Origin of the sequence: Methylobacterium soli (genome assembly GCF_008806385.1) — a bacterium.
GTDB lineage: Bacteria > Pseudomonadota > Alphaproteobacteria > Rhizobiales > Beijerinckiaceae > Methylobacterium > Methylobacterium soli.
The window spans coordinates 85,363-109,509 of record NZ_VZZK01000010.1; the positions used below are offsets into that span (position 1 = coordinate 85,363).

The 24,147-nt window shown below is 72.2% G+C and carries 21 protein-coding genes; 18 read left to right on the forward strand and 3 right to left on the reverse strand.

Annotation, left to right across the window (positions count from 1 at the left end; genetic code table 11):
* Positions 1–77 precede the first annotated feature (77 nt).
* From F6X53_RS11995 to F6X53_RS33850, 5 genes are all read left to right on the forward strand, one after another.
* On the forward strand, positions 78–908 hold the full coding sequence (locus F6X53_RS11995; RefSeq protein ID WP_151000259.1) for a hypothetical protein: 831 nt from the start codon (positions 78–80) through the stop codon (positions 906–908).
* A 271-nt stretch (positions 909–1,179) separates the two neighbouring features.
* Positions 1,180–2,595: a nuclease gene (locus F6X53_RS12000; RefSeq protein WP_151000260.1), complete on the forward strand. Its 1,416-nt coding sequence runs from the start codon at positions 1,180–1,182 to the stop codon at positions 2,593–2,595.
* A 156-nt stretch (positions 2,596–2,751) separates the two neighbouring features.
* A complete protein-coding gene (locus tag F6X53_RS12005) occupies positions 2,752–3,804 on the forward strand; it encodes an SPFH domain-containing protein (protein ID WP_151000261.1) in 1,053 nt (350 codons plus the stop codon).
* A gap of 4 nt (positions 3,805–3,808) precedes the next feature.
* Entirely contained in the window at positions 3,809–3,988 is a 180-nt protein-coding gene (locus F6X53_RS33845; RefSeq protein WP_238298956.1) for an NfeD family protein, read from the forward strand.
* Complete coding sequence (locus tag F6X53_RS33850) at positions 3,982–4,254, forward strand: NfeD family protein (protein WP_342353994.1); 273 nt, start codon at positions 3,982–3,984, stop codon at positions 4,252–4,254. The genes F6X53_RS33845 and F6X53_RS33850 overlap by 7 nt, the downstream gene beginning before the upstream one ends.
* A gap of 7 nt (positions 4,255–4,261) precedes the next feature.
* Here F6X53_RS33850 and F6X53_RS12015 read toward each other — a convergent pair whose 3' ends face one another.
* Positions 4,262–5,386 carry an aminotransferase class I/II-fold pyridoxal phosphate-dependent enzyme gene (locus tag F6X53_RS12015; RefSeq protein WP_151000262.1) on the reverse strand — a complete coding sequence of 375 codons (1,125 nt, stop codon included), beginning with the start codon at positions 5,384–5,386 and terminating at the stop codon, positions 4,262–4,264.
* Positions 5,387–5,434: 48 nt separating this feature from the next.
* On the reverse strand, positions 5,435–7,012 hold the full coding sequence (locus tag F6X53_RS12020) for a hypothetical protein (protein WP_238297255.1): 1,578 nt from the start codon (positions 7,010–7,012) through the stop codon (positions 5,435–5,437).
* Positions 7,013–7,131: 119 nt separating this feature from the next.
* Between F6X53_RS12020 and F6X53_RS12025 the strand changes: the two genes are divergently transcribed.
* From F6X53_RS12025 to F6X53_RS12040, 4 genes are all read left to right on the forward strand, one after another.
* Positions 7,132–8,376 carry an adenosylmethionine--8-amino-7-oxononanoate transaminase gene (locus tag F6X53_RS12025; protein WP_151000263.1) on the forward strand — a complete coding sequence of 415 codons (1,245 nt, stop codon included), beginning with the start codon at positions 7,132–7,134 and terminating at the stop codon, positions 8,374–8,376.
* Between the two features lie 146 nt (positions 8,377–8,522).
* The gene (locus F6X53_RS12030; protein ID WP_151000342.1) at positions 8,523–8,900 is read left to right on the forward strand and encodes a response regulator; all 378 of its coding nucleotides are present in this window, start codon (positions 8,523–8,525) and stop codon (positions 8,898–8,900) included.
* Positions 8,901–9,148: 248 nt separating this feature from the next.
* A complete protein-coding gene (locus F6X53_RS12035; protein ID WP_238297266.1) occupies positions 9,149–9,823 on the forward strand; it encodes a MarR family winged helix-turn-helix transcriptional regulator in 675 nt (224 codons plus the stop codon).
* A gap of 185 nt (positions 9,824–10,008) precedes the next feature.
* Entirely contained in the window at positions 10,009–10,929 is a 921-nt protein-coding gene (locus F6X53_RS12040; RefSeq protein WP_238297257.1) for a DMT family transporter, read from the forward strand.
* Positions 10,930–10,980: 51 nt separating this feature from the next.
* Here F6X53_RS12040 and F6X53_RS12045 read toward each other — a convergent pair whose 3' ends face one another.
* Complete coding sequence (locus F6X53_RS12045) at positions 10,981–11,250, reverse strand: hypothetical protein (RefSeq protein WP_151000264.1); 270 nt, start codon at positions 11,248–11,250, stop codon at positions 10,981–10,983.
* A 445-nt stretch (positions 11,251–11,695) separates the two neighbouring features.
* On the opposite strand from F6X53_RS12045, the gene ileS reads away from it, so the two are divergent.
* The 9 genes from ileS to F6X53_RS12090 all read left to right on the forward strand — a co-directional run bounded on the left by ileS (position 11,696) and on the right by F6X53_RS12090 (position 24,085).
* Entirely contained in the window at positions 11,696–14,680 is a 2,985-nt protein-coding gene (gene ileS, locus F6X53_RS12050) for an isoleucine--tRNA ligase (RefSeq protein ID WP_151000265.1), read from the forward strand.
* Between the two features lie 153 nt (positions 14,681–14,833).
* The gene (gene lspA, locus F6X53_RS12055; protein ID WP_151000266.1) at positions 14,834–15,376 is read left to right on the forward strand and encodes a signal peptidase II; all 543 of its coding nucleotides are present in this window, start codon (positions 14,834–14,836) and stop codon (positions 15,374–15,376) included.
* A 176-nt stretch (positions 15,377–15,552) separates the two neighbouring features.
* Positions 15,553–16,200 (forward strand): hypothetical protein, encoded by a 648-nt coding sequence (locus tag F6X53_RS12060; RefSeq protein WP_151000267.1) that lies wholly within the window; start codon positions 15,553–15,555, stop codon positions 16,198–16,200.
* 141 nt (positions 16,201–16,341) lie between these two features.
* Complete coding sequence (locus tag F6X53_RS12065) at positions 16,342–17,739, forward strand: M16 family metallopeptidase (RefSeq protein WP_151000345.1); 1,398 nt, start codon at positions 16,342–16,344, stop codon at positions 17,737–17,739.
* 88 nt (positions 17,740–17,827) lie between these two features.
* Positions 17,828–19,111: a M16 family metallopeptidase gene (locus tag F6X53_RS12070; RefSeq protein WP_151000268.1), complete on the forward strand. Its 1,284-nt coding sequence runs from the start codon at positions 17,828–17,830 to the stop codon at positions 19,109–19,111.
* A 156-nt stretch (positions 19,112–19,267) separates the two neighbouring features.
* Positions 19,268–20,200: a ring-cleaving dioxygenase gene (locus tag F6X53_RS12075; protein WP_151000269.1), complete on the forward strand. Its 933-nt coding sequence runs from the start codon at positions 19,268–19,270 to the stop codon at positions 20,198–20,200.
* 147 nt (positions 20,201–20,347) lie between these two features.
* Positions 20,348–21,121, forward strand: coding sequence for a ferredoxin--NADP reductase (locus tag F6X53_RS12080; protein WP_151000270.1), 774 nt, complete (start codon positions 20,348–20,350; stop codon positions 21,119–21,121).
* A 173-nt stretch (positions 21,122–21,294) separates the two neighbouring features.
* Positions 21,295–21,981 carry a dethiobiotin synthase gene (bioD, locus tag F6X53_RS12085; RefSeq protein WP_151000271.1) on the forward strand — a complete coding sequence of 229 codons (687 nt, stop codon included), beginning with the start codon at positions 21,295–21,297 and terminating at the stop codon, positions 21,979–21,981.
* Between the two features lie 247 nt (positions 21,982–22,228).
* A complete protein-coding gene (locus tag F6X53_RS12090) occupies positions 22,229–24,085 on the forward strand; it encodes a potassium transporter Kup (protein WP_191970812.1) in 1,857 nt (618 codons plus the stop codon).
* Positions 24,086–24,147: the final 62 nt, after the last annotated feature.

The window sequence follows — 24,147 nt, forward strand, 5'->3', positions numbered from 1 at the left end:
AGGGCGTTTCACCCGGTCGGCCGCGGCAATCCGGCCGGCCCGAACCGCCCCGTCCCGGCCGCGAACCGGTGGATTCCATGCGCCTTCTCGTCTCCGTGTCCGCCGCCGCTCTCCTCGGCACGATCCTGAGTATCGGCCCGGCAAGCGCCCAGGCGCAGCCCGGCTGGGTCGATCCGCCGGCCCGCGGATCGGCGCAGGGCCAGGCCGCCCCGCCGCCTCAGCAGCGCGAGCCCGCGCCGAAGCCCCAGGCCGCCACCCCGGAGGCGCCCGAGGAGGCCGCGGAGGCGCCGCCGCGGCGACGCGCCGAGCGCGCCCGCCCGTCGCGAACGGGCCGCCAGGCGGAGAGCCGGCACGAGCGCGGCGCCCGCCGGAGCCCGCGCCGCCTCGCCGACGTCCCCGCGGCCGCGCCGGCTCCCGTGCCCCAGGCCGCCCCGCCTCCTGCCCCGCCGACGGCCTCCGACGGCCGCGTCGCCGATTGGGCCCGCGCCTCCCAGCGCTTCGTCGAGGATTACCTGGAGAGCGTCTCGGCGCCGGGCGACGTCATGGTCGGCTCCGTGCCCCGCCTCTACGCCGAATCCGTGCGCTTCCACGGCCGCACCCTGTCCCTGCGCGCCATCATGGCGGAGAAGCGCAACTTCGCTCGGCGCTGGCCGGACCGCCGCTACGAGGCGCAAGGGGGCAGCATCCGCACCGCCTGCAACGGCGCGATGGCAAGCTGCGTCGTCTACACCCTCTACGATTTCCGGGCCCGCAACCCGGCCACCGGTGCCCGCTCGCAGGGCATCGCCGAGCTGCAGCTGGAATTGAGCTTCGCCGGAGGCCGCCCCGTGATCGTGTCCGAGAGGAGCCGGGTCCTGCGCCGGGACGGCGCCGTGAGCGCGGCGGCGGCGCCCGGGCGCGGCGCCTGAGCGGACGGAGCGACGCATTGCCCATGCCGACCCGCGCGACGACGATCTTCGTGACTTGCCGAGGCGACTCAACCTGGCGAGACCGTGGGACTTTGCGAGGCCGAGGGACTTGGCGAGACCGTGGGATTTGGCGAGACCGTGGGATTTGGCGAGGCGACTCAACTTGGCGAGACGATGTGACGTGCCGAAACCATGTGACTTGGCGCGGGATGATCCCTAGATCGGTCCCATGACATTGTCGGGAGACGCAGACCCCTTGGACGAGCGCCGGGTGCCCGAGATCGCTTCGAGCGCGCCCACCGCCGACGAGCGCGAGCGGCTGCGGGAGCGGATCCGGGCCGAGATCGCCCGTCGCCGCCCGCGGGCCGTGGCGTTGCGCACGCTGCAACTCCTCGCCGAGGCCGCGACCGAGCCCCTGGCCGTCGAGCCCGGCTACCGCGTCATCGACCGGACCGGAGCGCCGCGCCTGCGCCAGCCGGATTCCGGGGCGCCGGTGCCGATGACGCTGGCCGACCTCGTCGACGAGATCGAGGGCCGCCACCCGGCCCTGTTCCTGCCGCCGGAGCCTCCGCCCGCCCCGGAGCCCGCGCCGGCCGCCGAGGAGGCGCGCAGGGACGCGCGCAAGGGTTTCGGGTTCGGGAAGGGGACCGGGCGCCGAGCCGGCCAAACATCCGGCCCAACATCCGACCCGGCCTCGCAGCCCGGGTCCGCCGTGACGGCCCCCGACGGCACGCCCCCGGAGACGGGCACGGGTGCCGAGGTCCGCGCTGCGACGGCCCGGTTCGTCGAGACCCAATCCGTCCTGGCAAAGTCCCTCGCGGCGGATTCCGCCGCCCGCGGCCGGGCCTTCGCCGCCTCGGCGGCCGGAACCGTGGCGGGCCTGCGGGAGCGGCTCCGGAGCGCCCGGGCTGCAACGCGCCCCGACCCCGCCACGGATGCTTCGCCCCGGCCCGGGATGGCCGACGCGCTGCGCGGCACCGGCCGGCTCTGGGCCGGCGGCCTGTCGGGTCTCGCCGAGCGGCTGCGCGAGCGGACGGGCCAGGACAGCGGCGAGGGCCTGCGTCGGCGCTGGCTCGCCGGCGGCATCGCGGCCGCCATCCTGGCCATCGGGGCGGCCGCCCTGGTGACGGCCGGTCGCGCGCCCACCGGGGTCGGGTCGGCCCCGCAGAATCCGGTTGCCTCCACCGAGGCGCCGGCCACGGAGCGCGACGCCAAAGCCTCGCCCGAGGTAAAGCCCTCGCCCGACGCAAAGCCGTCGCCCGAGGCCAAGTCCCCGCCCGAGGCCAAGTCCCCGCTCGAGGCCAAGTCCTCGTCCGAGGGCAAGCCCTCGCCCGAGAGCGCCGCGCCGAACCCGGCGCCCGCCGCCAACCCGAACGAGATCACCGGCGCGGTCGAGGTGATCGACACCGCGACCCTGCGGGTCGGGGGCCGGCTCGTGCACCTGTTCGGCGTCGAGTGGGTGCGGGGGGGCCAGGCCGAGGAGCTGACCAAGTACCTCGCCGGCCGGGTCGTGATCTGCCAGTCGGTCACCGGCAGCCAGAACGTGCTCTGCCAGGTGGATGGCCGCGACCTCTCCGAGGTCGTGCTGTTCAACGGCGGCGGCCGGGCCTCGCCCGAGGCCACCCCGGATCTCGTGGCCGCCGAGGACCACGCCCGCACCGAGCGCCTCGGCGTCTGGAAGCGCTGACGGCTTCCTTGCGCCAAGCCGCGCCGCGCGGCCGGCCTACTTGCCAAGCCGCGCCGCGCGGCCGGCCTTTTTGCCAAGCCGCGCCTCCCCCTTGCGCATGACGCGAGGCTTCGCCTCAATGGCGGGGGCGCGGCTGCGCGCCTCTGGGGGCGAAAGATGGATCTCTCGATCGGCCTGAGCGCCTTCGCGGTGGCGCTCGCCGTGCTCGTCGTCGTCACGCTGGCGATCGGCATCAACATCGTGCCGCAAGGCCACGTCTATACGGTCGAGCGCTTCGGCCGCTACGCGCGCAGCCTCGAATCCGGGCTCGGGCTGATCGTGCCGTATGTCGAGCGCATCGGCCGGCGGGTGAACGTGATGGAGCAGGTCATCGACGTGCCGAGCCAGCAGGCCTTCACGCGGGACAATGCCGGCGTCACCATCGACGCGGTGGTGTTCTATCAGGTGCTCGACCCGGCCCGCGCCTCCTACGAGGTCTCGAACCTCGAAGTCGCCATGATGACCCTGACCATGACGAATATCCGCACCGTGGTCGGCTCGATGGACCTCGACCAGCTGCTCTCGCACCGGGATGAGATCAACGAGCGCCTGCTCCGGGTGATGGATGCCGCCGCCTCGCCCTGGGGCGTCAAGATGACCCGCATCGAGATCAAGGACATCGTGCCGCCCGCCGACCTCGCCGGCGCCATGGCGCGCCAGATGAAGGCCGAGCGCGAGAAGCGCGCCTCGGTGCTGGAGGCGGAGGGCGCGCGCCAGGCCGAGATCCTGCGGGCGGAGGGGCGCAAGCAATCGGCGATCCTCGAAGCGGAGGGGCGCCGGGAGGCGGCGTTTCGCGATGCGGAGGCGCGCGAGCGCGGCGCCGAGGCCGAGGCGCGGGCGACCGCCCTGGTGAGCGAGGCGATTGGCAAGGGCGATCTCGCGGCCGCGAACTTCCTGGTGGCCGAGAAGTATATCGAGGCGGTGCGGGCCATCGCGACCGCGCCGAACCAGCGCGTCGTCGTGGTGCCGATCGAGGCGGCGGCTTTGGCCGGGACGCTCGGCGGCATCGCGGAGATCACCCGCAGCGTGTTCGGGGAGGGCGGACCGCCGCGCACCCGATCGGGCCTGCCGCCGAGCGCCGGGCCGGGCTCGGGCGGGATCGCGTCCGGCGCAGGGGCGGGCACGGGCGGCACGCCCTGGGGCGGCGCGGCCCCGGTCCCGAAGGCCTGAGGCGATGCTGTCGGGGCTCGCGGCCGAGATCGGGTCGGCCTGGATCTGGATTCTCGCCGGGCTCGTGCTGATGGGCGCCGAGCTCGCCGCGCCCGGCATGTTCCTGGTCTGGTTCGGGCTCGCCGCTCTCCTGACGGGTTTCCTAGCGCCGGCCTGCCGCTGCCCTGGCAGGCGCAGGTGCTGATCTTCGCCGGCCTCGCGGTCGTCAGCGTCGCCCTCGCGAGCCGGCTGATGCGCCGGCCCCTGTCGGTCCTCAACCGGGCCGATCGCGGCCTGATCGGGCGCGTCTGCGTGCTCGCCGAGCCGATCGTGCGGGGGGAGGGGCATCTGCGCCTCGACGACACTCTCTGGCGCGTCGCGGGCCCGGACCTGCCCGCCGGCACCCGGGTGCGGGTGACGGGCCTCGACGGCACCGTGCTGCGAGTCGCGCCCGCAGGGGAGGGGCCGTGAGCCGCCCTCAGCGGCGCGGGTGCAGCTCCGCCACGGCATCGGCCAGCGCGTCGACCTGCGCCTCCGTGTGGGCGGCCGAGACCGCGACCCGCAGGCGCGCGGTGCCGGCCGGGACCGTCGGCGGACGGATCGCCACCACGAGGAAGCCGCGCGCCTCGAGCGCCGCCGACAGGGCCAGCGCCGCCTCCGCGGCGCCGACCAGCACCGGCACCACCGCGCTCTCGGCCTCCGGCAGGCCGAGGCGGGCGGTGAAGCGGCGGGCGAGCGCCAGCGGCCGGGCCGCCCGCGCGGGCTCCGCTTCCAGGATCTCGAGGGCCTTGAGGGCCGCCGCCGCGGAGGCCGGGGGCAGGCCGGTGGTGTAGACGAGGCTGCGGGCCCGGCTCGTCAGCAGGTCGACCACCGATTGCGCCGCGCAGAGATAGCCCCCGTAGGAGCCGAGGCTCTTGGACAGGGTGCCCATCTCCAGGGGCGCCCGGCATCCCGCCTCGACCACGCCGAGGCCGTGGGCGTCGTCCACGAGGGTCCAGGCGTCGAAGGCCTCGGCGATCTCCAGCAGCGCGGGCAGCGGCGCCCGGTCGCCGTCCATGCTGAAGACCCGCTCGGTCAGGATCAGGGCGCGCCTGTGCCGCCCCCGGTGCCGGTCGAGGAGGGCGCGCAGGTCGTCGAGATCGTTGTGGCGCACCCGCACGACCTCGGCGCCCGAGACCCGGGCCCCCGCCCAGAGGCAGGAATGCGAGAGGGCGTCGGCCAGGATCAGGTCGCGCGGGCCGACCAGCGCCGGGGTGATGCCGAGATTGGCGAGGTAGCCGCTGCCGAAGACGAGGGCGGCCGGCATGCCCTTGTGGCGGGCGAGGCGCGCCTCCAGCGCCGGGAGCAGCGGGTGGTTGCCGGTGACGAGGCGCGAGCCGCCGGCGCCCGCCCCGTAGGTCGCCAGCGCCTCCTGCGCCGCCGCGATCACCCGCGGGTCGTTGGACAGGCCGAGGTAATCGTTGCAGGAGAACGAGATCAGGTCCTGCCCGTCGCGCCAGGCGCGCCCGTTCGCGCCCCGCAAGGTGGGCCGCAGGGTGCGGCGCAGGGCGGCGGCGTCGAGATCCGCGAGCTTCTGCCGCGCGAAGGTGTCGAGGCTGGACATCGAGCCTCAAGGCCCCGAGGCCCGGTCCGATGTCAAGCGCGGGCGGCCTCAGCGGCCGAGGCCCTCCGCCCTGCGGATCCGGTAGACCGTGAAGCGCGGATCCGCCTCGCGGAACTCCAGGCGGTCCGGCATCGGGTTCGGCGCGGCCGGGCCGAGGACGTAGAGATCCGTGAAATCCCTCTGCCAAAACCGGGCATAGGCCGGGACGTCCGGCGGGCTCGCCCCCTCGGCGAGGTCCCGCAGCCGTGTCACCGGGATCGGGGCGCCGTAGGGCACGGCGAGCCGGAGATAGGGCTCGCGCGGGGCGAGGGGCTGCTTGCCCGCCGAGGTGAAGAGCGTCGGCACGAAGGCGTCGGCGTAATGCACCGCGAGGGTCGGCGCGTTGTACATCGGATAGGCGGCCAGGTCGGCCATCGGCGGATTGCCGCCCTCGCCGCTCTCGGCGATCAGCACGCGCGCGCCCTTCTCCAGCCGCCCGAACCCGGCGATCAGCGCCGCGTAGGTGGCGCGGTAGGAGAGCGCGACCGTGAGCGCGAGGCCGAGATTGGCGAGGATGACCGCCAGGACGAGGAGCGCCGCGCCGCGGGCGAGCCTCCGGCTCGGCGGGACCACGGTGAGGAAGGCCGGCAGGATCAGGGCCGCCGCCACCAGGATGCGCAGGTCGACGAAGGCGGTGTCGAGCAGGGTCGAGGGCACCGCCAGGTAGAGAAGGCCGAGCCCGACGAGGATCCAGGCGCCGGATTCCGCGAGGCGCAGGGCGCCCGCCCGGGCGAGGGCGTAGATCAGGATGGCCAGGGCGGCGCTGCAGGCGGCCGAGAGCGGCAGGCTGTAGCCGTTGAGCGAGGCGAACAGCCAGAACGGCTTGAGGGCGAGATGCCAGCGGTTGCCCGCCTCGCCGACCGTGCCCCCCGCGGCCAGCATCAGGCCGAGGAGCGCGAGGGCGGGAAGCGCCAGCGTCCCGAAGCGGAGCGCGCTCTCGCCGCGCGGCGCCCGCCGGCTCCAGGCCCGCCACAGCTCGTGCAGGCCGAGGGTGAAGCCGTAGATCCCGAGGGCGAAGAGGTGCGCGGCGAACAGCACCCCCACCACGAGGGCGTGGAGGGCGAAGCGCCGCAGGCGCGCCCGCTCCGGCAGCGCCAGCCAGGCCGCGATGCCCCAGAGCCCGACCCCGAGGCCGAACTGGAAATTCAGGAAGCCCCAGGCGAAGGGCACGCTGTAGAGGACCATCAGGGCGATGAAGCCGCTCAGCGCGAAGCGGCGCTTCACCGCGAGCTCGATCGCCACCGCCCCCGTCACCGTCAGGACCTGGCTGGCGAGGAGGAACAGCCGGGTCGCGGCCTCGACGCTCATGACGCGGGCGAGGCGGGGCACCACGAGATCGAGGGCGAGATTCGGCGCCAGCGTCCAGACGACCCGATAGATCGGGCTCTCGGCCGGCGTCCCGTCGCGGACCAGGAGATACATCCGGGCGAGATGGTTGGGGTAGTCGGCCATCGCGGGGATCGGCACAGCGAGCACCGGCAGGAGCGCCAGGACGAAGAGGCCTGCAAACAGGATGAGGGGAAGCGTGCCCGCGCGCGCGGGGCTGCGCGTCTCCGCCCGACCCGCCTCGATGCCGCTGCGCTCCACGCCTCGCCTCCGCTTCGCCGCCTGCCGGGGCCAAGCGGGAGGATCGCGCCGTCCGCTTAAGATCGGATGAGGAGGCGCGTCGGCTTGACCTCCCGCCCGCGCGCGCGCATCCCGCGCCGATGCCCGCGCATGACAGCCATCTCTGGCGGCCCTACACGCAGATGAAGGGGGCGGCTCCGCCCCTCGAGGCCGTGCGCACCCACGGCTCGCGCATCGTGCTGGCGGATGGGCGCGAACTCGTGGACGGCATCGCCTCGTGGTGGACGGCGGTGCACGGCTACAACCACCCCCACATTCGCGCGGCCGTCGCGGCCCAGCTCGACGCCATGCCGCACGTGATGTTCGGCGGCCTCACCCATGCGCCGGCCGAGAGGCTCGCCCGGCGCCTCGCCGCCCTGGCGCCAGGCGATCTCGACCACGTCTTCTTCACGGATTCCGGTTCGGTCGCGGTCGAGGTCGCCCTCAAGATGGCGGTGCAGCTCTGGCTCAACCGGGGCGTCGCCGGGCGCAGCCGGATCCTGGCTTTCCGGGAGGGCTATCACGGCGACACCCTCGGGGCGATGTCGGTCTGCGACCCCCAGGAGGGCATGCACCGGCGCTTCGGCGCCTACCTGCCGGCCCAGCTCTTCTGCGACCTGCCGCGGAGCCGGGCGCAGGAGGCCGCGCTCGAGGCGACGCTCGCCGGCCACGCCCACGAGCTCGCCGCCGTCATCGTCGAGCCCCTGGTGCAGGGGGCGGGCGGCATGCGGATGCACGAGCCCGAGGTGCTGGCCACGATCGCCCGCCTCGCCCGCCGCCACGGCCTGCCCCTGATCCTCGACGAGATCTTCACCGGCTTCGGGCGCACCGGCACGATGTTCGCCTGCGAGCAGGCGCAGGTCGTGCCCGACATCCTCTGCCTGTCGAAGGCCCTGACCGGCGGCACGCTGGCGCTCGCCGCCACGATCGCGACGCGGGAGGTCTTCGCGGGATTCTGGTCGGACGATCCCGCCGCCGCCCTGATGCATGGGCCGACCTTCATGGCCAATCCGCTCGCCTGCGCGGCCGCCCAAGCGAGCCTCGACCTGTTCGAGCGGGAGCCCCGGCTTGGCCAGGCGCGCGCCATCGGGGATCGCCTCGCCGAGGGGCTCGCCCCGTTGCGTGGTCGGCCCAACATCCGGGACGTGCGCGTCCTCGGGGCCATCGGGGTGGTGCAGTTCGGGCGATCACCCGACCTCGCCGCCCTGAAGGACCGGCTGGTCCGGCGCGGCACCTGGGTGCGCCCCTTCGGCGACATCCTCTACCTGACGCCGGCCCTCAGCATCGGGGAGGCCGACCTCGACCACCTCGTCGCGAGCGTGCGCGCGGAGGCATGGGGGGCCTGACGCGGCGAGGGCCCGCGGGCGCGTTCCGCGCGCCAGGGGTGCAACCCGGACGGCGTTTGCACAGTTGGGAATTCGACGCGGTTCGCGCCGGGGCCGATCCCTCCCGTGAACCGGCACGCTGGAGGACCCACATCGTGACGAACGAGATGCCGAGCCCCTCAGACGACCGGCCCGTGATTCTCCTCGTCGAGGATGAGGCCCTGACCATCATGGATCTCGGTGACGTCCTGGAGGGCGGCGGCTACGACACGGTGCAATGCGCCTCGGCCGAGCGCGCCCTCAGCATCCTGCAGGCCCGGCCCGACATCTGCGGCCTCGTGACCGACGTGGAGCTCTCGGGCCGCACCAACGGCTTCGACCTCGCGAATTCCGTCGCGGAGGCGCGCCCGCAGCTCCCCATCGTGATCGTCTCGGGCCGCGCCGCCCCCGACCCCGAGCGGATGCCCCCCGGCGCCCGCTTCATCGCCCGCCCCTGCAGCGGCGAGGACATCCTCGATCAGCTCAAGCGCCTGCTGCCCTGCTGAGCCGGGGCCGGCGCATAACCGGCGCCGCTGTCATCGCAGCTTCACACGATCGCGTCACATGCCATCCGGGTCGAGGCCCGGCGCTCCCTTGGGCGCCGGGGTTTCCGTTCTGGACGCGGCGTGAGAGGGTGAGTGCGATGGCAGCGGTTGAGGACCCTCCGGCTGCACCGAGCGGCGATGTCCTGATGCACGCGAACGGCAAGAGCCAGCCCGGCCCGATTCAGCCGGGCAAGACACAGCCGGGCAAGATACCGCAGAGCAAGACACAGCAGAGCAAGAGCAAGCCGGGCAAGAGCCATCCCGACGGGGAGGCCAGGGACGCCGCCCGGGAAGCGGCCAAGGAAGCGGCCAAGGAAGCCGCCAAGTCGGCCAAGGACGCCGCGCGGCGGATGCGCCCGCCGGGCGCCAAGAGCGTCGGCTGGGCGCTGGTCCAGGCTGCCCGCCTTCACCGCTCCCGCATCGGCGACCGCCTCGCCGCCCTCGATCTCTTCGCCGGCCAGGAGCAGGTGGTCCAGGCGCTCGCCGCCGCCGGCACCATGACGATGGGGGACCTCGCCGCAACGCTGCGGGTGCGCCCGCCCACCGCCTCGAAGACCATCTCGCGCCTCGCCGCCCTCGGCTTCGTCGAGCGCCGCGCCGAATCCGGCGACGGCCGCATCGTGCGGGTGCGCCTCACCGAGACGGGGCTCGCCAAGGCCGAGGCCATCGAGCGCCTGTGGGACGAGGTCGAGGCCGAGATCCTCGACGGCTTCGACAACAAGGAGCGTCGCCGCCTGCGCAAGCTCCTGCGCAAGGCCGCCCGCAACCTCGCGGACGCCGCTGGCGTCACCGGCCACGAGCCGGAGGCCGAGATCGACGGCGAGGACGACGAGGCGGAACCCGCCCTCATCGCGCCGGACGAGGCGGTCCTGCGCTCGCTCTGAGCGCATCGGAGCGCGCCGCCGCCTCGGGCGCGCCCGGGCTGGAACACCGGGCACCCACCTGTCGCGCAATCCTGCTCCCGCGGCCCTGCCACTGCCCAAATCCGGGCGCCAAGGCCTATGACGGGCGGCCGGGAATCGGCTCTGAGGCGCGGGGACGGAGCGTGGTTGCGAACCGGGAGGGGAGGGTGCCGATCGCGGCGGTCACCGAAGGGGCGCCGGGTCTGCCGGACCGGCGGCGCCTCGTCGGCATCGGGCTGATGTGCAGCACGGTCCTGTTCTTCGCCAGCCTCGATGCCTCGGCCAAGAGCCTCGCGCGCCTCGGCGTCGACCCGCTGCTCACCACCTTCATGCGCTACGCGGTGAGCGTCGGGTTGATCTCCCTCTTCGTGAACCCGATCACCACGCCCCACGTGGCCCGGACCCGCCGTCTCGGCCTGCAGGTGGTGCGCTCGCTCCTGCTGTTCGGCTCGTCGGCCCTGAACTTCGTGGCCCTGCGCCACCTTCAGCTCGCCGAGACCCTGTCGATCCAGTTCGCCGCGCCCCTGGCCGTGGCGCTGCTGGCCGGGCCCCTGCTCGGCGAGTGGTCCTCGCCCCGCCGCATGGCGGCGATCGGGCTCGGGTTCCTCGGCGTCCTCGTGATCGTGCGGCCGGGCGTCGGCACCATGCATCCGGCCGTGCTGTTCAGCCTCGGCAACATGCTCTGCTACGCCCTCTACATCATCACGACGCGCAAGCTCGCGGCCACCGATTCGACCGCCACGACGATGTTCTATTCGGGACTCTCCGGCCGCGCCCTGATGAGCCCGCTGCTGCCCTGGATCTGGACCCAGCCGGCGAGCTGGCTCGTCTGGGCGCTCCTCGTCGGGGTCGGGCTGTTCGGCACCATCGGGCACTGGCTCCTGGTGCTGGCCCATGCGCGCGCGCCCGCCAACGTGCTGGCGCCCTTCATCTACACGCAGCTGCTCTGGTCGGTGCTCCTCGGCTACCTGATCTTCGGCGACGTGCCGAATCGCTTCACCGTCCTCGGGTCGGCGATCGTGGTGGCCTCGGGCCTCTACCTCCTGGCGCAGGAGCGCCTGCGCCCGCCGGACCGGCCGGCCGCCTGAGGCGGACCGGCCGGGATCGCCTGACGCGCCAGCCGGCGCGCGGGCCGCCTCTCACCGGTAATGGCGGCGGTGGTGGCGGTGGTGGCGCGAGCGCATGTTGGTGCGGTAGGCGCGCCGGCCCGGATCGATGCCGAGCGCGCCGTTGACGGTGCCCACGGCACCGCCCACCGCACCGCCCACGATGCCGCCCACCGGGCCGGCGACCCGGTCGCCCTCGGCCGCGCCGCGGCGGATGCCGCCGGGCAGGCCCTGCGCCTCGGCGGCGCCAGACAGCGTGAGGGCGGACAGGGCCAGAGTGGCGGCGATCAGAACGCGTTTCATGTCGGTTTTCCTCAATTCTTCTCTTGGCTCATCTCTTGGCACCTCCTCGGTCCGCGCCCGAGGGCCCGCGACGGGAGGTTGCTGCAACAACGGTCGAGCTTGAAAAAGGTGGCAGCCGACGCAGGCGCGGCCGGTCTTCGTGATGACCTTGCAGATGATCTTGCAACGGCACGTGCGTGCGAGCCCGCTGGTATCCGGCGCGGGCCGCTGCTAGAAGCCGGTTCCATGCGCGCCGCCTGCCTCCCGCGCGGCCTGAGCCGCCTTCGAATTACGAGCCCGGCCTCCGCGTGAGGTCCGCGCCTGCGCGGGGCCTTCCGGATGCCGGGAGCGCGAACCCCGCCGGATCGATCGCACCGGCCCGACCGAGATTCCCCTTCGATTTCGCACCTGTCCGCGACCAGACCCGCGCATCCGGTGCCCAGACGAGCGCAAGACGCCTGACCCCATGAGCGACACCACCGACGCCGCAGCACCCGCCGCCCGCGACTATTCGCAGACCCTGTTCCTGCCGCGCACCGAATTCCCGATGCGGGCCGGCCTGCCGGTGCGCGAGCCGCAGCTCCTCGAGCGCTGGGCCCGCATCGACCTCTACGGCCAGATCCGCGAAGCGGCGGCCGGGCGACCGAAATTCGTGCTGCACGATGGCCCGCCCTACGCCAACGGCAACATCCATATCGGCACGGCGCTCAACAAGATCCTCAAGGACGTGATCGTCCGCAGCCAGGGCGCGCTGGGCCTCGATGCCAATTACGTGCCGGGCTGGGACTGCCACGGCCTGCCGATCGAGTGGAAGATCGAGGAGCAGTACCGCGCCAAGGGCAAGAACAAGGACGAGGTGCCGGTCATCGAGTTCCGCCAGGAATGCCGGACCTTCGCGGCCCATTGGCTCGACGTGCAGCGCGCGGAGTTCAAGCGCCTCGGCGGCACCGGCGACTGGGACCGCCCCTACGCCACCATGGCGTTTCCGGCCGAGGCCGCGATCGCGCGCGAGCTCATGACCTTCGCGATGACGGGCCAGCTCTATCGCGGCTCGAAGCCCGTGATGTGGTCGGTCGTCGAAAAGACGGCGCTGGCCGAGGCCGAGGTCGAGTACGAGGACCACGTCAGCGACACCATCTTCGCGGCCTTCCCGATCCGCGAGGGCGCCGAGGACGACCTCGTCGGCGCGCGCGTGGTGATCTGGACCACGACGCCCTGGACCATGCCGGGCAACCGCGCCGTGGCCTATTCGAAGAAGGTCGCCTACGGCCTCTACCGGGTCACGCAAGCCGCCGAGGACAACTGGGCGAAGGTCGGCGACACCTTTATCCTCGCCGACGCCCTCGCGGCCGGCGTGTTCGGGGCCGCCCGCGTCGAGGCTTTCGAGCGCCTTCGCGACGTCGCGCCGGCTTCGCTCGCTGGCCTGACCCTGTCGCACCCCCTCGGCGGCCACGTGCCGGGCTACGATTTCGCGGTGCCGCTCCTCGACGGCGAGCACGTGACGGAGGAAGCCGGCACCGGCTTCGTCCACACCGCGCCGGGCCACGGCCGCGAGGATTTCGAGATCTGGATGGCGAATGGCCGGGCGCTCGCCCAGCGCGGCATCGACACCCGCATCCCCTACACGGTGGATGCCGATGGGGCGCTCACCGCGGAGGCGCCCGGTTTCACGGGAAAACTGGTTCTTAACCATAAGGGCGAGAAGGGCGACGCCAACAAGGCCGTGATCGCCGCCCTGACGGAGGCCCGCAACCTCGTAGCGCGCGGCGTGCTGCGCCACAGCTACCCGCATTCCTGGCGCTCGAAGAAGCCGGTGATCTTCCGCAACACGCCGCAATGGTTCATCGCCATGGACCGGCCCGTGGACGCGCTCGGCAACCGGACCCTGCGGGAGGTCGCCATGCAGGCGATCGAGGACACCCGCTGGGTGCCGCCGCAGGGCAAGAACCGCATCAACGGCATGGTCGGCAACCGGCCGGACTGGGTGGTCTCGCGCCAGCGCGCCTGGGGCGTGCCCATCACGGTCTTCGTCCGGGCGGGCACCAGCGAGGTGCTGCGCGACGAGCGGGTGAATGCCCGCATCGTCGAGGCCTTCCGGAATGAGGGCGCGGATGCATGGTTCACCGACCCCGACGGCGCCCGCTTCCTCGCGCCCGATTACGATCCGGCCGCCTACGAGAAGGTCACGGACGTCCTCGATGTCTGGTTCGATTCGGGCTCGACCCACGCCTTCGTGCTCGACGACCCGGAGGCCTTCCCGGGGCTGGCCGGCGTGCATCGCCGCCGCGACGGCGGTGCCGACACGGTGATGTATCTCGAGGGCTCCGACCAGCACCGCGGCTGGTTCCAGTCCTCGCTGCTCGAATCGGCCGGCACCCGGGGCCGCGCGCCCTACGACATCGTGCTCACGCACGGCTTCGTCCTCGACCCGAAGGGGCTGAAGATGTCGAAGTCGAAGGGCAACGTCGTGGCGCCCCAGAACGTCATCAAGGATTCGGGCGCCGACATCCTGCGCCTCTGGGTGGCGGCCTCCGACTATGCCGACGACCTGCGCATCGGCCCGGAGATCATCAAGACCTTCGCGGAGACCTACCGGAAGCTGCGCAACTCCTTGCGCTGGATGCTCGGCTCGCTGGCCCATCGGGTGCCCGGCGAGGACGTGCCGGTCTCCGACATGCCGGAGCTGGAACGCTTCATCCTGCACCGCCTGTCCGAGCTCGACGGCGAGATCCGCGAGGCCTATCGCAGCTTCGACACGAAGCGGGTGGTGGCGCTCCTCAACGGCTTCATGACGGGCGACCTCTCGGCCTTCTACTTCGATGTCCGCAAGGACACGCTCTACTGCGACCCGATCTCCTCGAAGGCGCGCCGCGCCGCGCTCCAGGTCATCGACGAGACCTTCCGGCGCGTCACGATCTGGATGGCCCCGGTCCTGGCCTTCACGGCCGAGGAGGCCTGGCTCGACCGCTACCCGTCCGAAACCGGCTCGGTCCATCTCCAGACCCTGCCCGACACGCCGGCGACGTGGCGCGACGAGCCCCTGGCGGAGCGCTGGCACAAGATCCGCCGGGTGCGCCGGGTCGTCACCGGGGCCCTCGAGATCGAGCGGGCCGCCAAGCGCATCGGAGCGAGCCTCGAGGCGGCGCCCACCGTCCATGTCTCGGACGCGGACCTGCTCGGGGCCCTCGACGGCGTCGACTTCGCCGATATCTGCATCACCTCGGCGATCCGGGTCGAGGCGGGCGAGGGCCCGGCCGACGCCTTCCGGCTCGACGACGTGCGCGGCGTCGCCGTCGTGCCGGCCCCGGCGCCCGGCCGCAAATGCGCCAGATCCTGGCGCGTCACCCCGGATGTCGGGATGGATGCCGCGTATCCCGACGTCACCCCGCGCGATGCCCGGGCTTTGCGCGAGTGGGACGCGGCGCAGGGCACGGCCGCCGCCGCGCAGTGAGATGCCCCGCGCCCGCACGCCTCTGAACGCCCCGCGCCCCGTGATGTCTGCCCGCGATCCGTCCGGTCGCGCGCGGCACCTCGGGGCGCGGGGAATTGAGGCGCGGCGCGGCCGCGGCATCATGGATCAAGCCCGTCCAGCGAGGCGCTCCCGATGACGCCGTTCCGCCTCGGCCTCGTTGCCCTCGTGGCGACCCTCGCGCTCGATCAGGCCTCCAAGCTCTGGCTTTATCTCGGCACCGACCTGGTGCTGACGCAGCCCTGGCGCTTCGGTCCCTACGCGGAGTTCGTCGTCGTCTGGAACCGGGGCGTGTCCTACGGGCTGTTCCAGCAGGAGGGCGGGCTCGGGCGCTGGCTGCTGGTGGCCCTCTCGCTCGCCGCCGCCCTCGGGCTCGGTCTCTGGATGCGCCGCGCCGGCACCCGCCTCCTCGGGCTGGCGCTCGGCCTGATCGCGGGCGGGGCCTTGGGCAATGCCATCGACCGGGCGGCCTACGGGGCGGTATTCGACTTCGTCCACCTGCATGCGGGCCGGTGGTCCTGGTACGTCTTCAATATCGCCGACGCCGCGATCGTCGCGGGGGTGATCGGGCTGATCCTAGACAGCTTGACGCCGGAGCGGGACGCCGCGCCGCTCGAGCCTCCGGGCGAGACGGTTCCGACCGAGAACGCACGACCCGATAATGCCTCGCGCCTGTGATCCGTAAACCACATCGGCGCTCTCTCGCCTCGGACGGCTGGTGCAGCGCGGTCAAGGCGCCATACGATCGCCCGAAACCGGGATCAGGCCGAGAGGGTCGGATCAGGTCGCCTCGCGTGCGATCGCCGGGGACCTCGAAGGCGAGGCCCGGGCCCGGCTGAAACCTGTGGGGCGCCATGACCCGGTATCGCCAGATCCTTCTCGCCGCCGGCCTCGGTGCTCTGATGGCCGGCCCCGTCCAGGCCCAGCAGCGCGGCGAATTGATGCGCGATACGCTGAGCAATCTCGGCCTCCTCGAGAAGGAGCAGCCCGCGATCAATTACCACGAGCGTCCGCCGCTGGTGATGCCGCCCAAGCTCGACGGCAAGGCCCTGCCGACCCCGCGGGCCCGGGCCGCCTCGCCGCAATGGCCGAAGGAGCCCGAGGTTGTGCAGCGCGAGCGCGACGACGCCGAGCGCCGCCTGCCCCGCGGCAACCAGATTCAGGGCCGCTACAACGACAACAACGCCACCGCCACGATCGACGAGATGCGCTCCGGCCGCCGCGCCGACGCGCAGATCCCGACCGCCCCCGAGCGCAAGCCCGGCGACAACAACCGCGATTCCTTCTGGGTCAACCCGCTGGAGCTGATGCGCGGCGTCGGCGAGACGAAGGCCGAGCCCTCCGTGGTCGAGCCGACCCGCGACACGCTCACGCAGCCCCCGACCGGATACCGCAAGGCGCCCCGCAAGGTCGTGACGACGAACAGCGATCCGATCAACAATGCGAGCCGCGAACGGGAAGAAGCGGATCCGGGTGCCTATCTACGCGGTCAGGGTCGCTGAGTGACGCCGGGGCTTCGGCCCCGCGCGGAGCGGCTCCGGTACGAGATTTGCCCGGCCTGAGCGCTCTTCGGAGCCTCGCTCCCGGGCATGGGCCAGAAACGGACGGTCCTCGACGCGAAGGGCCGCACCAAGGACAACGGAATGCATCTTTTCAGGAAGGCCACGCCCGCCCTCTTCCCGACCGGCCACACGGCGCATGCCGGCCGGCTGGAGGCCGCGCCCTTCGGGCGTTCCGAGGCCGGCGGTCCCGAGGTCTCCTCGTTCAGCCTCGACAACGGCCTCGACGTCGTGGTCGTCCCCGATCACCGCGCCCCGGTCGTGACTCACATGATCTGGTACCGCAACGGCTCGGCCGATGATCCGCTCGGCCGCTCGGGCATCGCGCACTTCCTCGAGCACCTCATGTTCAAGGGCACCGAGACGCATCCGGTCGGCGCCTTCTCGAAGGCCGTCTCGGGGCTCGGCGGCCAGGAGAATGCCTTCACCTCCTACGACTACACCGCCTATTTCCAGCGCGTCGCCCGCGACCATCTCGAGACCATGATGGCCTTCGAGGCCGACCGCATGACCGGTCTCGTCCTCGACGACGCCGTGGTGGCGCCCGAGCGCGACGTGGTGCTGGAGGAGCGCCGGATGCGGGTCGAGACCGATCCATCCGCCCAGCTCTCCGAGGCCATGGCGGCCTCGCTCTTCGTGCATCATCCCTACGGCATCCCGATCATCGGCTGGATGCACGAGATCGAGGAGCTGAACCGCGAGCACGCCCTCGCCTATTACAAGCGCTTCTACACGCCCGAGAACGCCATCCTGGTGGTGGCCGGCGATGTCACCCCGGACGCGGTGCGGCGCCTGGCCGAGGGCACCTATGGCCGCGTGACCCCGCAGGGCGCCCGCCCCCTGCGCCTGCGCGCCCGGGAGCCGGAGCCGAAGGCTCTGCGCCGCCTCAGCGTCGCGGACCCGAAGGTCGAGCAGCCGACCCTGCAGCGCCTCTACCTCACCCCCTCCTGCATCACCGCGCGGGACGGCGAGTGCCACGCCCTGGAACTGCTGGCCGAGGTGCTGGGCGGGGGCGCCACCTCCTATCTCTACCGCAAGCTCGTGATGGAGCTCGGCATCGCGGTGAATGCCGGCGCCTGGTACATGGGCTCGGCCATCGACGACACCCGCTTCTCCGTCTACGCGGTGCCGGCCGAGGGCGTGAGCCTGGAGCGGCTCGAGGAGGAGCTCGACCGGATCCTGCGCCGCGCCCCCGCCGAAGCCCTGGATGCCGAGGCGATCGAGCGAGCCAAGACCCGGCTCGTGGCCGAGACCGTCTATTCCTCCGACAGCCAATCCTCGCTCGCCCGCATCTACGGCTCGGCGCTCGCCATCGGCGAGACCATCGACGAGGTGCGCCGCTGGCCGACCGACATCGAGGCCGTCTCGAAGGAGCGCCTCTCGGCCGCGGCCGAGCGTTACCTGACGCCCGCCCGCTCGGTGACCGGCTACCTCATCAAGACCCGCGACCCCGACGCGCCGCGCGCGCTCGCCGCCGAATAGGGGCGGCGATCCGGGGTGATCGGCTCCGGGACGCCATGACCGGCCCGCGGCGTCAGCCGCGGACCCGCACAAGAACAAAGAGGTTCCCATGAACTTGGCCGAGACTGCCACCCGCACCGCGACCTCCCCGACCCAGGCGCAACCCGTCGCCACCACCGGGGGCATCGAGGCGTGGCACGTCGAATCGCCCATCGTTCCGATGATCGCGCTGGCCTTCACCTTCGAGGGCGGCGCGGCCCAGGACCCGGAGGGCAAGGCCGGTTGCGCCCAGATGCTGGCGCGCCTCCTCGATGAGGGGGCGGGCGATCTCCCCTCCGACGCCTTCCAGGAGCGCCTGGCCGCGCGCGCCATCGAGCTCAGCTTCCATGCCGGGCCCGACGCCATCGGCGGCTCGCTCAAGATGCTGCTGAAGCATGCCGACGAGGCCGTCGACCTGCTGGCGCTGGCGCTCGCCAAGCCCCGCTTCGACCCCGACTCGGTCGAGCGCGTGCGGGCCCAGACCCTCGCGGGCCTGCGCTACCAGCAGAACGATCCCGGCGTGATGGCCTCGCGCCGCTTCTTCAAGGAGGCCTTCGCGGCCCATCCCTACGGCCGGCCCTCCTCCGGCACGACCGAGAGCATCGCGGCGATCACGCGCGACGATCTCGTGGCGATGCATGCGCAGATCCTCGGCCGCGGCGCCGTGAAGGTGGCGGCCGTCGGCGCCATCGACGCCGCGCGTCTCACCGAGGCCCTCAACCGCTCCTTCGGTGCCCTGCCGGAGGCCGGGCCCCTGCGCGCGGTGCCCCACACCACCGTTCAGGATCTCGGCCGCCGGGTCGTGGTGGATCTCGACGTGCCGCAATCGGTGATCCGCTTCGGCATGGCGGGCGTGCCCTGGCGCGATCCCGACTTCATCCCGGCCTACGTGCTGAACCACGTGCTGGGCGGCGGCGCCTTCACCTCGCGCCTGTTCCAAGAGGTCCGCGAGAAGCGCGGCCTCGCCTACTCGGTCGGCACCTCGCTGGTCAGCCACCGGGCCGCCGCCATGACCTGGGGCTACACCGCCACCAAGAACGAGCGCGTCGGCGAGGCGCTCGCGGTCATCGGCGACGAGATCGGCCGCCTGATCAGCGATGGCCCCTCCGACGAGGAACTGCAGAAGGCCAAGGACTACCTCACCGGATCCTACGCGCTGGGCTTCGACACCTCGACCAAGATCGCCCACCAGCTCGTGCAGATCGCCTTCGAGGGCCTCGGCATGGATTACATCGCACGCCGCAACGACATGGTGGCGGCGGTGACGCAGGCCGATATCCGGCGCGCGGCGAGCCGCACCTTCGCGGACGGCAAGATGCTCGTCGTCGCCGCCGGCCGGCCGACGGATTTCTGAGGCTGCCGGGTCCGGCCGATCGCGGCCTCATCCCGGGGCGGCGCCGGCGCGGCCCCGGGATGAGTCCGGGGCCGGCCGATGCCCGGCGCGCCGGGCCCTTCCGCCTCCGTGCCCGCGACCCATCTGAGGGACGGGCCCCGTGACCGGAGACGCGCGATGCACCTGACCGGAATCCATCACCTCACCGCCATCACGGCCCGGGCCGCGGACAATTTCGCCTTCTACACCCGGGTGCTCGGCCTGCGCCTCGTCAAGAAGACGGTGAACCAGGACGACGTCTCGGCCTATCACCTGTTCTACGCCGACGGGGTCGCGGCGCCGGGCACCGACCTCACCTTCTTCGACTGGCCGGCGCCGCCCGAGCAGCGGGGCAGCAACAGCATCTCCCGCACGGGGCTGCGCGTCGCCGGCCCTGAAGCGATCGATTGGTGGCGCGAGCACCTGGCACGTCAGGGCATCGCGCACACGCCGCCGATCGAGCGGGACGGGCGCCTCACCCTCGATTTCGCGGATGGCGAGGGCCAGCGCCTCAGCCTCGTCGACGATGGCGGACAGGGGGAGGCGCATCCGTGGGCGCAGAGCCCCGTGCCGGAGGCGCACCAGATCCGCGGGCTCGGGCCCATCCGCCTCTCGGTGGCGCAGCCGGAACGCACGGAGGCCGTGCTGACGGAGGTGCTCGGGATGCGCCACGACCGCAGCTTCCTGCTGCCGGAGGGCGAGGTGCGCGTCTTCAGCATGGGGACCGGCGGCCCGGCCGCCGAGCTGCAGCTCCTGGCCGACCGCTCCGCACCGGCCCGCCAGGGCGCGGGGGCCGTGCACCACGTCGCCTTCCGGATCCCGGATGCGGATTACGGCGCCTGGGCCGATCGCCTCAAGGCGCGCCGGATGCCGTCGAGCGGGCCGATCGACCGCTACTACTTCCGCAGCCTCTATTTCCGCGAGCCGAACGGCATCCTGTTCGAGATCGCCACGGACGGCCCCGGCTTCACCGCCGACGAGCCCCTGGAGGCGCTGGGCGAGCGCCTGGCCCTGCCGCCCTTCCTGGAGCCGCGCCGGGCCGAGATCGAGGCCGGGCTGAAGCCGCTCTGAGTATCGATGACCAGTCGACCCTCGATTTAAGACTTGTTCCAGACAGAAGAGACATCCTGCGCCTGCGGTGCTGCCATGCCTTGACGGGGATGCCGCAGGTGCGAGAAGACGCCCCAAAAGGCCGTGAGATTCGGGACACCTTCACCGATGAGCAAGTACAACGAGGAGCGCGTTCTGTCGGTCCACCACTGGACCGACACGCTGTTCTCCTTCCGCACGACCCGCGATCCGTCGTTTCGCTTCCGCAACGGCGAGTTTACGATGATCGGCATCGAGGTCGAGGGCCGGCCCCTGCTCCGGGCCTACAGCGTGGTCTCGGCCAATTACGAGGAGGAACTCGAGTTCTTCTCGATCAAGGTCCCGAACGGCCCGCTCACCTCGAAGCTGCAGCACCTCAAGGTCGGCGACCCGATCATGGTCGGCAAGAAGCCGACCGGCACGCTGGTGCTCGACAACCTCCTGCCCGGCCGGCACCTCTACCTGCTCGGCACCGGCACGGGGCTCGCCCCGTTCATGTCGATCATCAAGGATCCGGAGACCTACGAGCGCTTCGAGAAGGTGGTGCTGGTCCATGGCTGCCGGCAGATCTCGGAACTCGCCTATGGCGAGACGATCACCCAGGACCTGCCCAACCACGAATTCCTGGGCGAGGCGATCCGGGAGGGGCTGATCTACTACCCGACCGTGACCCGCGAGCCCTTCCGCAACAGCGGCCGCATCACCGACCTGATGGTCTCCGGCAAGCTGTTCTCCGATATCGGCCTGCCGGCGATGTCGGTAGAGGCGGACCGGTTCATGCTCTGCGGCAGCCCGGAGATGATCCGCGACACCCGCGAACTCCTGACCAATGGCGGCTATGTCGAGGGCAACCATGGCGAGGCCGGCCATTACGTGATCGAGAAGGCCTTCGTGGAGAAGTAGCGCGGGCACGCATCGTCCCCACAAGGGCGCGCCCGGCATGGCCGGCGCGCCTTACCGCCGTTCTTGCCGGACCGGCCTTCCCCACGCCCGCGTAACCCCGCGATCCGGGAGACACAGCCCGGATCCAGGCTTCGCAAATCCGGATCTCGCAAGCCATCAGGCAGGTCCACACCATGACGCGGGCGCTGTTCGTCGCCGGGGCCGGCACCGAGATCGGCAAGACCTACGTCACCGCCGCCCTCGCGCGGCACCGGCGGGCGGGGGGCAGGGCGGTGCGCGCGCTCAAGCCCCTGGCGAGCGGGGTGCCGCCTGTCGGGGATCCGGCCTTTCCCGAGAGCGACACCGGACGGCTGCTCGCTGCGCAGGACCTGCCCCTGACGCCGGAGGCGGTCGAGGCCTGCTCGCCCTGGCGCTACGCCGCCGCCCTGGCGCCCGATCTCGCCGCCGCCCGGGAGGGCCGCAGCCTCGCGCTCGACGACCTCGTCGCGTGGTGCCGCGCGCGGCTCGCGGAGGCATCCGCCGACGAGATCGTGCTGATCGAGGGGGTCGGTGGGCTGATGAGCCCGATCACGCCGACGGCCACCGGGCTCGACTGGCTCAAGCGCCTGAACGACCCGCGCGCGGAGACCCTGCCGGTCGTCCTCGTCACCGGCAGCTATCTCGGGGCGATCAGCCACGCCCTGACCGCGATCGAGACCCTGCGGGCGCACGCGCTCCCCCTCGCGGCGGTCGCAGTCAGCGAGAGTCTCGGGGCGCCGACGCCCCCCGAGATCGTCGCCGAGGCGATCCGGTCCCGGACCGGCGCAGCCGTCGCCTGCCTGCGGCGCGGGGCGGACTGGTCCGGGGCCTTCCCGGGCTGAGGGGCGGGCTCGCACACGTCACCGTGACGGCGACGCACACGTCACCGTGACGGCGACGACGCCTGAATCCGCCGGGGACAGGGTCCGGCGCCCCTGGACGGCGTTTCCCCTCTTTCTACCTTCCTGAGAAACGGCCAAGCCCGCCCCGCCGGGGCCGCCCGCCGCACCGGAGTGCCAGCCCGTGAGCCATGTCGAACCCCAAGCGGGGGAGGGCGGTCCGCAGGGAACCGGGCGGGTCAAGCCGGCGCTGCTGCTCGGTGCGCTCGGCGTCGTCTACGGCGATATCGGCACGAGCCCGCTCTACGCCTTCAAGGAGGCGGTGCGGGCGGCGAGCGCCGGCGGGACGAGCGCCGAGCCGGCCGCGGTCGTCGGCGCGGTCTCGCTGATCCTCTGGGCGCTGATCATCATCGTCTCGGTGAAATACGCGGTGCTGATCCTGCGGGCGGACAATCGCGGCGAGGGCGGCATCGTGGCGATGCTGGCGCTCCTCGGCGCCCGCCATGCCAGGCCCGGGACTTGGCAGGCGCTGCTCCTCGTCGTCGGCCTCGTCGGGGCGGCCCTCCTGTACGGCGACGGCGCGATCACGCCCGCGATCTCGGTGCTCTCGGCGGTGGAGGGCCTGAAGGTCGATGCGCCGGCGCTCGGCCACTACGTCGTGCCCATCACCCTCGTGATCCTGATCGGGCTGTTCTTGGTGCAGAGCAAGGGCGTCGCCTTCATCGGCCGCATCTTCGGGCCGGTGATGCTGGTGTGGTTCGCCGTGCTGACGCTCCTGGGCATCGGCGGCATCGTCCACCATCCGGAGATCCTGGCGGCGGCCAATCCCTGGCGGGCGGTGGATTTCCTCACCCATGCGGGCTGGCATGTCAGCTTCGCGATGCTCGGCGCCGCCTTCCTGGCGGTCACGGGCGGCGAGGCGATGTATGCCGATCTCGGGCATTTCGGCGCCAAGCCCATCCGGGTCGCGTGGTTCGGCCTCGTGCTGCCGGCCCTCGTCGTCAATTACTTCGGGCAGGGCGCGGTTCTGCTCGCCGAGCCCGACGCCATCGAGAACCCGTTCTACCGCCTGTCGCCCGACTGGGCGCATTACCCGCTGATCGGGCTCGCGACGCTCGCCACCGTGATCGCCTCGCAGGCGATCATCTCGGGCGTGTTCTCCCTCACCCAGCAATCGATCCAGCTCGGCTTCCTGCCGACCATGCGGATCATCCAGACCGCGCAGGACGAGCGCGGCCAGATCTACGTGCCGGTGGTGAACTGGCTCCTGGCGGCCGGCACCCTGACGGCGGTGGTGATCTTCGGCTCGTCGGATGCGCTGGCGGGCGCCTACGGCATCGCGGTCTCGCTCCTCATGGCCATCACGACGCTGCTCGCCGCGCTGATCGCGCTGAAATGGGGCTACAACCCCATCGCGGTCGTGGCGCTGAACGGCTTCTTCCTGATGATCGACCTCGTCTTCCTCGGCGCCAACAGCGTCAAGCTCCTGGAGGGCGGCTGGTTTCCCCTGGTGCTCGCCGGCCTCGTCGCGCTGATGATGCTGACCTGGAAGAAGGGCACGGCCCTGGTCGAGGAGGCGCGGGTGGCCTTGCGCCTGCCGGAAGACGTCTTCCTCGAACGCTTGCGGGCGAACCCGCCGGTGCGGCTGCCCGGCACCGCCGCCTTCCTGTCGTCGGCGACCCACGGCATCCCCCTGCACCTGTCGCGCTTCGTCGAGCGCAGCCACGCGCTCACCGAGCAGATCCTGATCGTGACGGCCCTCTACGAGGAGAGCCCGACCGTGCCCCAATCGGAGCGCGCCGAGATCAGCCGGATCGCGCCCGACTTCTACCGGCTGACCCTGCGCTACGGTTTCATGGAGGATGCCTCGATCCCCGAGGGGCTGGCCTGCGCCGTCCGCAGCGGGCTCCTGCCCGAGCATTTCATCGACGATCTGACGATCTTCATCGGCCACGAGACCATCATCCCGAAGAGCGACCATCGCGGCATGTCCGATTGGCGCGAGAAGCTCTTCGCCTTCATGCAGCGCAACGGCGAGCGCACCGGCGCCTTCTTCTGCGTGCCGACCCGGCAGGTGATCGAGGTCGGGACCGAGATCGAGATCTGACCGCGCCTGCGGGCCGCGGGTGGCCTGGGCGCGGCCACGCGCGCCCGGGATCGCCCGCGCGG

Coding starts and splice junctions, on each gene's coding strand:
- F6X53_RS11995 (WP_151000259.1), top strand. CDS start 78: ATGCGCCTTCTCGTCTCCGTGTCCGCCGCCGCTCTCCTCGGCACGATC.
- F6X53_RS12005 (WP_151000261.1), top strand. CDS start 2,752: ATGGATCTCTCGATCGGCCTGAGCGCCTTCGCGGTGGCGCTCGCCGTG.
- F6X53_RS33845 (WP_238298956.1), top strand. CDS start 3,809: ATGCTGTCGGGGCTCGCGGCCGAGATCGGGTCGGCCTGGATCTGGATT.
- F6X53_RS12015 (WP_151000262.1), bottom strand. CDS start 5,386: ATGTCCAGCCTCGACACCTTCGCGCGGCAGAAGCTCGCGGATCTCGAC.
- F6X53_RS12025 (WP_151000263.1), top strand. CDS start 7,132: ATGCCCGCGCATGACAGCCATCTCTGGCGGCCCTACACGCAGATGAAG.
- F6X53_RS12030 (WP_151000342.1), top strand. CDS start 8,523: ATGCCGAGCCCCTCAGACGACCGGCCCGTGATTCTCCTCGTCGAGGAT.
- F6X53_RS12045 (WP_151000264.1), bottom strand. CDS start 11,250: ATGAAACGCGTTCTGATCGCCGCCACTCTGGCCCTGTCCGCCCTCACG.
- ileS (WP_151000265.1), top strand. CDS start 11,696: ATGAGCGACACCACCGACGCCGCAGCACCCGCCGCCCGCGACTATTCG.
- lspA (WP_151000266.1), top strand. CDS start 14,834: ATGACGCCGTTCCGCCTCGGCCTCGTTGCCCTCGTGGCGACCCTCGCG.
- F6X53_RS12060 (WP_151000267.1), top strand. CDS start 15,553: ATGACCCGGTATCGCCAGATCCTTCTCGCCGCCGGCCTCGGTGCTCTG.
- F6X53_RS12065 (WP_151000345.1), top strand. CDS start 16,342: ATGCATCTTTTCAGGAAGGCCACGCCCGCCCTCTTCCCGACCGGCCAC.
- F6X53_RS12070 (WP_151000268.1), top strand. CDS start 17,828: ATGAACTTGGCCGAGACTGCCACCCGCACCGCGACCTCCCCGACCCAG.
- F6X53_RS12075 (WP_151000269.1), top strand. CDS start 19,268: ATGCACCTGACCGGAATCCATCACCTCACCGCCATCACGGCCCGGGCC.
- F6X53_RS12080 (WP_151000270.1), top strand. CDS start 20,348: ATGAGCAAGTACAACGAGGAGCGCGTTCTGTCGGTCCACCACTGGACC.
- bioD (WP_151000271.1), top strand. CDS start 21,295: ATGACGCGGGCGCTGTTCGTCGCCGGGGCCGGCACCGAGATCGGCAAG.